General features: G+C 52.0%; 10 protein-coding genes. 2 read left to right on the top strand and 8 right to left on the bottom strand.

The genetic code is table 11. The annotated features are described in order from the left end of the window. Window positions 1–129 precede the first annotated feature (129 nt). Window positions 130–1,041: a LysR family transcriptional regulator ArgP gene (locus tag JF44_RS0113755; protein ID WP_033069559.1), complete on the bottom strand. Its 912-nt coding sequence runs from the start codon at window positions 1,039–1,041 to the stop codon at window positions 130–132. A gap of 102 nt (window positions 1,042–1,143) precedes the next feature. On the opposite strand from JF44_RS0113755, the gene JF44_RS0113750 reads away from it, so the two are divergent. Then, the gene (locus tag JF44_RS0113750) at window positions 1,144–1,767 is read left to right on the top strand and encodes a LysE/ArgO family amino acid transporter (protein WP_033069558.1); all 624 of its coding nucleotides are present in this window, start codon (window positions 1,144–1,146) and stop codon (window positions 1,765–1,767) included. Between the two features lie 17 nt (window positions 1,768–1,784). Here the strand turns inward: JF44_RS0113750 and JF44_RS0113745 are convergent, their stop codons facing one another. Next, window positions 1,785–2,363 (bottom strand): thymidine kinase, encoded by a 579-nt coding sequence (locus JF44_RS0113745; RefSeq protein ID WP_033069557.1) that lies wholly within the window; start codon window positions 2,361–2,363, stop codon window positions 1,785–1,787. Window positions 2,364–2,403: 40 nt separating this feature from the next. Further along, window positions 2,404–3,345, bottom strand: a complete 942-nt coding sequence (locus tag JF44_RS0113740) for a LysR family transcriptional regulator (RefSeq protein ID WP_033069556.1) — start codon at window positions 3,343–3,345, stop codon at window positions 2,404–2,406. Between the two features lie 105 nt (window positions 3,346–3,450). Between JF44_RS0113740 and JF44_RS0113735 the strand changes: the two genes are divergently transcribed. Next, the gene (locus tag JF44_RS0113735) at window positions 3,451–4,131 is read left to right on the top strand and encodes a type 1 glutamine amidotransferase domain-containing protein (protein WP_033069953.1); all 681 of its coding nucleotides are present in this window, start codon (window positions 3,451–3,453) and stop codon (window positions 4,129–4,131) included. Between the two features lie 62 nt (window positions 4,132–4,193). Here the strand turns inward: JF44_RS0113735 and gatB are convergent, their stop codons facing one another. The 5 genes from gatB to JF44_RS0113710 form a co-directional block, all read right to left on the bottom strand. Next, the gene (gene gatB, locus JF44_RS0113730) at window positions 4,194–5,648 is read right to left on the bottom strand and encodes an Asp-tRNA(Asn)/Glu-tRNA(Gln) amidotransferase subunit GatB (RefSeq protein WP_033069555.1); all 1,455 of its coding nucleotides are present in this window, start codon (window positions 5,646–5,648) and stop codon (window positions 4,194–4,196) included. Between the two features lie 3 nt (window positions 5,649–5,651). Continuing rightward, window positions 5,652–7,130 carry an Asp-tRNA(Asn)/Glu-tRNA(Gln) amidotransferase subunit GatA gene (gatA, locus tag JF44_RS0113725; protein ID WP_033069554.1) on the bottom strand — a complete coding sequence of 493 codons (1,479 nt, stop codon included), beginning with the start codon at window positions 7,128–7,130 and terminating at the stop codon, window positions 5,652–5,654. After that, window positions 7,130–7,420: an Asp-tRNA(Asn)/Glu-tRNA(Gln) amidotransferase subunit GatC gene (gatC, locus tag JF44_RS0113720; RefSeq protein ID WP_033069553.1), complete on the bottom strand. Its 291-nt coding sequence runs from the start codon at window positions 7,418–7,420 to the stop codon at window positions 7,130–7,132. The genes gatA and gatC overlap by 1 nt, the downstream gene beginning before the upstream one ends. Before the next feature lie 283 nt (window positions 7,421–7,703). Beyond that, a complete protein-coding gene (locus JF44_RS0113715; RefSeq protein WP_033069552.1) occupies window positions 7,704–8,924 on the bottom strand; it encodes an ABC transporter permease in 1,221 nt (406 codons plus the stop codon). 4 nt (window positions 8,925–8,928) lie between these two features. Next, on the bottom strand, window positions 8,929–10,593 hold the full coding sequence (locus JF44_RS0113710; RefSeq protein ID WP_033069551.1) for an ABC transporter permease: 1,665 nt from the start codon (window positions 10,591–10,593) through the stop codon (window positions 8,929–8,931). Between the last annotated feature and the right edge of the window lie 104 nt (window positions 10,594–10,697).

Genomic DNA, 10,697 nt, shown 5'->3' with positions numbered 1-10,697 from the left:
CCTGCTTTAACAAACCGTTATCCGCAGAGGTTCGCGTTCCGAAGTAAGCGATACTTTTGCCTGCAAGTCAAATTACACGGGGTTTCTTGGTCCAGAGCACGGACCGCTTGGGCAAGATACACCATGTCGTCAATCGTGTACCCCGGTCGGTATTTCCGGTAGATGACGTCGTGCTTCGGACAGCACAATCTCGTTAACCAGATCAAGCAATCGGCTGTTGATCGTTTTATGATGCCAATAAAGCGGGCGATCAATCTCAAACGGACAAGGACGAACCAGCTTACCAGACTGCAGCCCCTCTTCTGCCTGATGTTGTTCGACAACGGCATAGGCAATGCCCTGCTCGGCCAGGGTCACGAAACCTTGCGAGCTTGGAACGGTATGAGCGGGAAATTCACCAGGATTCAAACCAAAATATTGATGCAGGAACTGGTTTTGCAATTCGTCATGTTCAGAAAAATTCACCGCCGGACAGGCCCGCAATGCATCCGCCGTAACGCCATCTTTAAAATAACGCGCGTTAAATGCCGGTGACACCACCATGCAATATCGCATCACCCCCAAGGGGCGCACGCGGCACCCTTGAATGGGACTGTTCCGCAGACTGACCGCGCCAAGCGCATTTCCTTCTTGCAGGGTGTTATGATTAAGCGATTCATCCTCGACCATCAAATGCACCAACACCCCCAACCGTTCAAACAAAAGCTTTGGGACGTCAACGAACCAGGTCGCAAGACTATCGGCATTAACCGCAAGCGTAACCTGCCCAAAACCACCGTCAGGTTGCAGTTCCGGTAGTTCATGCCCAAGATCCTGCTCAAGCAGGCGCACACTTTGATAGTGCGACAGCAACCTTTGGCCAGCCGATGTGGCGAAAATCGGTTTTGCCCGCACAATAAGTGGCTGACCCAAACGCTCCTCAAGCAGTTTCACACGCTGCGACACGGCCGATTGGGTCAGGCCCAGCGCCCGTGCAGCCTTTTCAAAGCTGCCATAGTGAATGACTTCTGCGCAGGCCTGAACCAGTTTGTAATCTAACATGAACAATCATCAATTTTTCTAATGATGATTAAGTATAATTCTATTTTTTTAATCAATAAAGCTGATATCACTGGCGAACCTAAACCACAGGAACGTCAGAGAATGCTGTTAACCTTTGCAACCGGATTTGGCCTTGGCGGCGGATTGATTATTGCGATTGGGGCGCAAAACGCCTTTGTTCTGGGCCAAGGATTGCGCCGCAATCATCCCATCATGGTGGCTTTTGTCTGTGCCCTGTGTGATGCGATTTTGATTGCTGCGGGCGTTGCAGGCTTGGGCACGTTGATTGCCGCCTACCCACTTCTGACGAAGATCGCAGCCTGGGGCGGTTCCGCATTTCTGATCTGGTATGGCTTGGGTGCACTTCGACGAGTGTTTGACACCGAAACATTGTCGGAAGACGCAATATCAAAAACGGGATGGAAAGCGGTTCTGACCACCACCCTGGCGGTCACACTTTTAAATCCGCATGTCTATCTTGATACGGTCGTCATGCTTGGCGGTATTGGCGGCCAATACCCGGCAGATTCGCGGCTTACATTTGCGTTGGGCGCAATGACGGCCAGTTTTGTCTGGTTCTTTGGCATCGCTCTTGGGGCAGCATGGCTGGCACCATATGTCGCACGTCCGATCACATGGAAGATCGTTGACGGAGTGACCTGTGCTGTCATGTTGTTGGTGGCCTACAGCCTGATTGCGCCTGAAATTGCCGCACTCATGAATTAAGCTGAGGACGGAACGCCTTATTCGCCCATCGCATCCTTGAAATGACGGCGGCAGACCGGGACATACCGGTCGTTGCCACCGATTTCAACCTGGGCACCTTCAAGGACAGGATCGCCGTTTTCATCGACACGCAGTACCATGCCTGCCTTGCGCCCACAGTGACAGATGGTTTTAAGCTCATTTAGCTTGTCAGCCCAGGCAAGAAGCCATTTGGATCCTTCGAAAAGCTCGCCCTGAAAATCGGTTCGAATACCATAACACAGCACCGGTATCCCGTGTTTATCGGCAATATCGGAAAGTTGCCAGACCTGCTGTTTTGACAGGAATTGCGCCTCATCAATCAGAACGCAATCCACTTTGCCCTTTTCAACTTGTGCAAGGATCAGGGCGCACATATCGGTTTTGGCATCAAACAGAAGTGCCGGGGCTTCGAGACCAATGCGCGACGCAATTTTGCCCTCACCAAAGCGGTCATCAAACGCAACCGTCAACAGAAGCGTTTCCATACCGCGTTCACGGTAATTAAAGCTCGCCTGAAGCAGCGTGGTTGACTTACCCGCATTCATCGATGAGTAGTAAAAGAACAGATTGGCCATGGATCCCCCGAAAGACGTCAAAAGGGGAATAGCCGATCAATCACGTTTGATCAATATTGCTATCGCCATCCAAGCCGTCATTTCGGGAAATATCGATACCGCGCAAATCATGGCGCATGTATTCCAACAATGATTTTATTTTTGCACTGCGTGACACCCCGGCAGCAAAAACAGCATATATTTCAAGGTCATTCAGACGGTAATCTGGCAAAACCCGGATAAGCTCACCCGATTGCAATTCCCCCTGAACGTCGCACAAGGGAACGACCGCCAAACCGTGGCCGCCACGCAAAAACTGCAAACGTGCAGTTGCATTGTCGACCCGCACATTGCCCGAAACCCGAACCTGCTTTTCCTGACCGTTGCAGACAAGCTTGAGCGTTTCGGGCACACGGCTATACATCACCCAATCATGGTCAACGAGGTCTTCTGGTGTTGTCGGTTGATCAACGCGGTTGAAATATCCGGAACTGGCAACGATGACGCGATGCGTTTGATAAAGTTTCAGACTTTTCAGTTCAGAATCTTTGAGTGGTCCTGAGCGAATAGCAATATCAATGCCTTGCCCGATGACATCAACAACTTCGTCTGTCAAATGCACATCAAGCGCAATATTCGGGTAAGCCTGTCGAAAACGATCAAGGATTGGCACAATCCGTAAATTACCCAGATGGATTGAACAAGTCACCGACACCCTGCCTACAGGTTCGTCACGCAACTCTTCAACCCGTTTGCGCGCGGCTTCTGCCTCAATCGCGATTGTACGGCAACTGTCATAGTACCGCGTGCCTGCATCAGTAAGGCTGAAGTTCCGTGTACTCCTGCGCAACAAGGGAACGCCAAGTTTTGCTTCAAGCTGTCTGATTTGATGTGAAATGGCAGCCCGGCTTAGCCCCATCGTACGTGCCGCGGCTGAAAACCCACCTTCTTCGACCACACGGGCGAACACCATCATTGCCCTGACTTCATCCAATGCCGACATGTGTTCCGCTCAATTAATTTGACAAACTGTTTCTTTATTCGATCTTTCGCAAATTTTGTCAGCCAATTACGTTTAATTCAAATGAAATCAACGCAGGAGGATCTAATGCGCATTCTGATGATTGTGACGTCCCATGACGAGATGGGTGACACCGGCCATAAAACCGGCATTTGGCTCGAAGAATTTGCAGCCCCTTATTATCGTTTTCTTGATGCGGGCGCAGAGATAACCATCGCATCCCCCAAAGGCGGACAACCGCCGCTAGACCCGAACAGTCAGGTACCAGATGCCCTGACCGATGCGACCAAACGCTTTGAAAAAGATACCGATGCGCAAAAGGCATTTGCCAATACGGTCACGCTTGATGGTCTTAAGTCCGATGACTTTGACGCCCTGTTCTATCCGGGTGGTCATGGCCCGCTTTGGGATCTTGCCACCGATGCAAAATCCATTGCCCTGATCGAAGCGTTCACAGCACAGGATAAGCCAGTTGCAGCTGTTTGCCATGGTCCGGCAGCCCTTGTAAGCGCGAAAGACATCAACGGCAAACCGCTGGTGTCTGGCAAAAAGGTCACGAGCTTCACCAACACCGAAGAAAAGGCTGTTGGGCTTGAAAACGTCGTTCCATTGTCGATTGAAGATGAATTCGAGAAGCACGGCGCACACTTCGAGCGCGGTGACGACTGGGCTTCATTTGCCGTCGTCGATGACAAGCTCGTCACCGGGCAAAACCCGGCTTCCAGCGAACAAACGGCCGACGCAGTATTAAAACTACTGTCAGCCTGAATATAAGAAAGCCGCCCGTTAATTTTTAACGGGCGGCTTTTTCTTTGATCAGATAACGACACTTATCCGAGGATTTTGTCGCGCAGGAGCTTGTTGACCATGCCAGGGTTGGCTTTGCCGCCTGTACCCTTCATGACCTGACCAACAAACCAGCCCAGCATCTTTTCCTTACCATCGCGGATTTCCTGAACCTTGTCCGGGTTCGCGGCAATCACTTCGTCGATGGCACTTTCGATTGCGCCGGTATCGGTAATCTGCTTCAGACCTTTTTCCTCGACGATTTTCTCCGGGTCACCACCGGTTTCAATCATGATTTCGAAGACATCCTTGGCAATACGGCCAGAAATGGTGTCATTGGAAATAAGGTCGATCAGCTTGCCAAGGTTTTCGGCTGATACCGGGCTATCGGCAATGCCGACTTCTGCCTTGTTTAGCGCGCCAAACAGATTGGTGATCACCCAATTCGCTGCCAGTTTGCCATCACGGCCCTTGGCAACGACTTCGTAGTAATCAGCCTTTTCCTTTTCCGCGACAAGAACACCGGCATCATATGCCGACAGACCGTTTTCACGCATGAAACGAGCTTTTTTCTCGTCCGGAAGTTCCGGCAGGGTCTTTTCGATTTCCGATACAAAGGCGTCATCGAACACCAGTGGAAGCAGATCCGGATCCGGGAAATAGCGATAATCGTGTGCCATTTCCTTAGAACGCATCGCACGGGTTTCCCCAAGACGCTGATCAAACAGACGGGTCTGCTGAATAATTTCGCCGCCACCTTCGATGACTTCGACCTGGCGTTTTGCTTCGATCTCGATTGCCTGCATCACGAAACGAATGGAGTTGACGTTCTTGATCTCGCAACGCGTGCCAAACGGCTCACCCGGACGACGCACAGATACGTTGGCATCACACCGCATGGAACCTTCGTTCATGTTGCCATCGCACGTCCCAAGATAACGTACAATCGCACGCAATTTGGTCAGATAGGCGCCGGCTTCTTCCGGAGAGCGAATGTCAGGGTCCGAAACGATTTCCATCAGGGCAACACCCGAACGGTTCAAATCGATATGGGAGTATTTCGGGTCCTGATCGTGCATTGATTTACCCGCATCCTGTTCAAGGTGCAGGCGTTCAATACCAACCGACTTGGTCGAACCATCCGGCATATCAAGGATGATCGTTCCCTTGCCGACAATTGGCTTGTCGAACTGGGAAATCTGATATCCCTGCGGCAAATCGGCGTAGAAATAGTTCTTACGCGAAAAGACGCTTTCCTTGTTGATCTTGGCCTTAAGGCCCAGACCCGTTTTAACCGCCTGACGGACGCATTCTTCGTTAATTACCGGCAACATGCCCGGCATGGCGGCATCAACGAGACTGACATTGCTGTTGGCTTCGTTACCGAACGTGGTTGATGCACCCGAAAACAGTTTGGAATTGGAAACCACCTGACAGTGGACTTCCAGACCAACAACGATTTCCCACGGGCCGGTTGAACCTTCAATCACATAAGTCATGGATTACCCCTCCTGCCCGGCCGGTTTTGCGGTAAAGTTGGCTGCACTTTCAAGTACACCGCCAACGCGCAGAACGGTTTCTTCATCGAACGGCTTGCCAATCAACTGCAAACCAAGCGGAAGCCCTTCGGACGAAAGGCCGGTCGGAAGCGAAAGCCCCGGAAGACCTGCAAGGCTAGCTGGCACCGTAAAGACGTCATTGAGATACATCTTCACCGGATCGCCTTCGTTTTCGCCAATCGCAAAAGCAGCTGACGGTGCGGTCGGTGCCAAAATTGCATCAACCGTCCCAAACGCGGTTGCGAAATCTTCATAGATGCGGCGACGCACTTTGAGCGCCTTGTTGTAATAAGCGTCATAGTAGCCAGCCGACAGCACGTAAGTTCCGATCATGATGCGGCGCTGAACTTCCTTGCCAAAGCCTGCAGCACGTGACTTCATATACATGTCATCAAGGCTGTCGCCTTCATCCATGACGCGCTGGCCATATCGCAAACCGTCGTATCGTGCGAGGTTCGAAGATGCCTCTGCCGGTGCAACAATGTAATAGGTTCCAAGCGCGTATTTGGTATGCGGCAGGGTCACATCGACCACTTCTGCACCTGCATCACGCAGCATGGCGACACCTTCATCCCAAAGCTTGCTGATTTCTTCCGGCATACCATCGACACGGTATTCTTTTGGAATACCGATTTTCATGCCACGAATATCACCACTCAGCGCCGCCTCGAAGTCAGGAACGGCCATCGGTGCTGATGTGCTGTCTTTGGCATCATGCCCAGCCATCGAACCCAGCATGATGGCCGCGTCGCGAACGGTTTTGGTCATCGGACCAGCCTGATCAAGCGAGCTTGCAAAGGCAACAATGCCCCAGCGTGAGCAACGACCATAGGTCGGTTTCATACCAACAATACCGCAATAGGATGCGGGCTGACGGATCGATCCGCCGGTATCAGTACCAGTGGCTGCAAGTGCCATGTTTGCAGCAACAGCCGCAGCCGAACCACCAGATGAACCACCCGGAACCAGATCCTTGCCGGTTTTATCTTTCCACGGGTTGATCACGTTGCCGTAATACGAAGACGTATTCGACGATCCCATGGCGAATTCATCAAGGTTCGCCTTACCCAGCATCACTGCACCATTATCAAACAGTTTGCTGGTGACCGTGGATTCATATTCCGGCTTGAAACCTTCGAGGATGTGCGATGCTGCCGTTGTCTGCACGCCTTCGGTGCAGAACAGGTCTTTGACCGCAATCGGCAAGCCTTCCATCTTGCCAGCTTCGCCCTTGGCGCGCTTGGCATCGGAGGCCTTGGCCATTTCAATGGCCTTTTCCGGGGTTTCGGTGATGTACGCATTCAGGTTGCGATGTGCGTCCATCGATTTCAGGTGCGCTTCGGTCAGCTCGACCGAGGTATAGTCACCTTTCGCAAGCCCATCGCGGGCTTCTGCAAGAGTAAGCTTTGTCAGATCAGTCATTATTCAACCACCTTGGGCACAACAAAACAGCCAGCATCGGTCATCGGCGCGTTTGACAGCACTTTTTGCTGGATGTTGCCATCGGTGACTTCGTCCTTGCGCAGCGGCAGGGTCAGATCGGCAACAGACGTCAACGGCTCGCAGCCTTCGACATCAACTTCTTGCAGTTCCTCGACGAAATCGAGGATACGGGTCAGATCTCCCGCCAGTTCGGAAAGGCCTTCTTCGGACACGTTGATACGTGAAAGATGAGCGATACGGCGAACTGTTTCCTTATCCAAAGACGACATGGATGAAAGTCTCTCTTAAGGAATGACAAAAACCCGGCAGATATGCATCTGCCGGAACGTGAATTACAGCGCGGAAACTAGCACCCCGGTGCCCCCGCCGCAAGACTTGGAAATGACGTTATCCGCACGACGCCCCTCTGCTTTACATTTTGTGGATCACTGCATCCTGTCGCACAAGATGACAATCGCCCAAAGAAGCAAACAGGCCGGTCGCAAATAAATGCGACCGGCCTGTTTTGTGTCTTGCCCTCCCCATATCTAACGGAGGGCTTATACCGTTAAGTTAGCTTGGGCTCATACCGCGCAGACGTTCAGAACGACGACGCAATAGCTCTACAGTCAGGAGCAACAGGATCGAGACAGAAACCAGGATCGTTGCCGCCGCCAGAATGGTCGGAGAAATCTGCTCACGCAGGCCGGTATACATCTGCCATGGCAAGGTTTGCTGTCGCGCAGAGCCGACAAACAGAACCACAACCACTTCATCAAACGATGTGATGAAAGCAAACAAACCACCCGAAATCACGCCCGGCAGGATCAGAGGCATCTGAACCTTAAAGAACGTGGTGACCGGATTGGCCCCCATGTTCGCCGCAGCACGGGTCAAGGACTTGTCAAAGCCGACCAGGGTGGCGGTTACGGTAATGATCACAAACGGAATGCCAAGCACGGCATGGGCCAGGATCACTTTTACATATCCAACGAAGGCCTGATTGAGCCCCAGATTGACTTCAAGCCAGTTGCCAAGCGGTGCATAGAAGAAGAACATGCCGGTCGCTGAAATGATCAGCGGCACGATCATCGGTGAGATCAGAACGGCCATCATGGCCTGACGTCCCGGAACGTGCGACTGGCTAAGGCCAATTGCCGCAAGAGTTCCGAGCGAGACCGAAATGAGCGTCGCAATCGGTGCGATGATCAACGAGTTCTTCAACGGCACCATCCATTCATCAGTACCCAGAAAATCACGATAGTGCTTAAGGCTGTAACCTTCTGCCTTAAAGCTCAGCATTTCCGGGGTAAAGGTAAAGAAGTTCTCGGCATTGAAGCTGAGCCACACAACCGGAAGCAATGGTGCGATCAAGAAGAACAACACGAACGCACAGATAAACAGGAACGTGTTGTGCCAAAGCACCTGACCGGAGGTGTAATAGATCGGCACGCCGGCGCGGTATTTTCCACTACCGATCCAGTTACCGAACCAGCCCATCGAAACACCGATGATTGCACCGCCGAAAAGCCCACCAAGACCACCGAAGACAAAGCCAACCGCGCCAAAAATGACGGCAGAAGCTAAAATCTTCTTTTTTGATTTGATGGTGGTCACTTTGGACAGGATGCCTGCAACAGCAGCACCGATAATGGCCCCGGCAACGAAGCCGATCCACGGGCTGCCATAGATGTTTCCGGTTATAAACCCGAACATTGCCCCCAAAACAGCCACGACAGGCATCGTGAAGGTAATCAGGTCGGGTCGTTTGGTATGTACGATCACTTCATTCATGCTCTTAGCCCCCCAACTTCACGTTATCGATGCCCACAATCTTGTCGTAGCACCAGTACAGGCCAAGAACGACGACCAGAAGGATGGACCCGAGTGCGGCCGCAAGGCCCCAGTTGAGTGAACTTGAAATGTGATAGGCAATTCGGTTGGAAATAAAGACACCATCCGTACCACCAACAATTTCCGGCGTGATGTAGTAACCGATCGCAAGAATAAACACGAGGATCGACCCGGCACCAATGCCCGGAACGGACTGCGGGAAATAGACGCGCCAGAAGGCTGTCCAATTCGTCGCACCAAGCGACTTTGCCGCACGCTGATAACTTGGCGGAATGGTTTTCATCACCGAATAAAGCGGCAGAACCATGAACGGCAACAGAATATGCGTCATGGCAATAACGGTACCGGTCGCATTATTCATCAGAATAAGGCGGTCAGCGTCATTCACAAAACCAAGCCAGACAAGAATTTCGTTGATCACGCCTTGCTGCTGCAAAAGCACCTTCCAGGCAGATGTACGAACAAGAAGCGATGTCCAGAACGGCAGCAAAACAAGGATCATCAGCAGACTTGACGTACGCATCGGCAAGTTGGACAGAAGCCACGCAACCGGATATCCAAGCACGATACAGCTTGCCGTGATGATCAAAGCCATCACCAGTGTACGAATGAAAAGCTTGGTATAAATCTGCTCGTTGGCCGGTTTGGTTTCAATCCCTTCCGGCGTAAGCTGAAGATCGACCGAATTCAGGAAGTAACCCGGTGTCATGTTCGGAGAATAAAGCTTGATGGTCCCCCAAATGTCAGAAGAACCCCAGTCATCGTCTTCCGCGACAAAGGCTTCTCGGAAACCTTCTTGTGGTAGCTGATCAATATTTTCTGCAGCGGCCTTAAGCGCATTTGCCCCCGGGCCGCCGTAGCTATTGATGGCAGAAATTGTTTCCGGGTTGGTCAAATCCATCCCGAGTGCGCCATATACGGACTCCCACGGATCTTCTTCAGATACCGTGTCCTTGTCCTGAATTGCCGCCCAGATTGCGAAATCGGTATAGGCACGCGCCGTCCATGGCAGCATCTCGACAATTTGCTGCGACGGTACGAAACCGACATCGCCAGTCATCTCTTCGCCAGACATGGCCGCCATAAGGCCGCGACGCTGTTCCAGCAGGCCTTCGCCACCGGATCCAGACATCATTTCATACCAGAAGGCACCATCTTCGAACGCAGGGTCAATATCCTCAAGCGGGTCCTGCCAAAGTTCACCAATGCCGTCCAGAGAACGCCCGGTGGTACGGAACAACGACGACAATCCGGACTGCTCATAATTCAGGCGAGACCCAAGGCGGGTATGCTGCTTGGCTTCTTCGGCCTTGAACAAGTCAATGAAAAGATTTCGGTAAACGTCTTCGTGCGGCGGTTCACCGGTTGAACCATCCCATTCGGAAAGTTCAATGACCGTCCCCGGAATCGTGTTTGCCACGATATCGTTTTCAACGGACCGGAAAAGCATCGACAGGATCGGCACAATAAATGTGACGATCACAAAGATCAGAAGTGGCGCAACCAGCATGACCGCGCGCATTTTCTGCCGCATCAATGCCCGTCGCAAACTTTGTTTTAGCGGTCTGCCATCAGCAGCCAGCACAACTTCTTGTGTTGAATCACCCATTACGCCCCCGTAAGCCTGCCCAGATGTTTTCGGTCTATTATGTGTATTGGTAACTTATTCTGAACCAAATCAGTCGGCAAAAGGGGGCCGTGAACGGCCCCCTT

The organism is Thalassospira australica (assembly GCF_000763295.1).
Taxonomy (GTDB): domain Bacteria; phylum Pseudomonadota; class Alphaproteobacteria; order Rhodospirillales; family Thalassospiraceae; genus Thalassospira; species Thalassospira australica.
The sequence above is the reverse complement of the archived record's forward strand: the minus strand, read 5'-3'. Positions and strand labels throughout refer to the sequence as shown.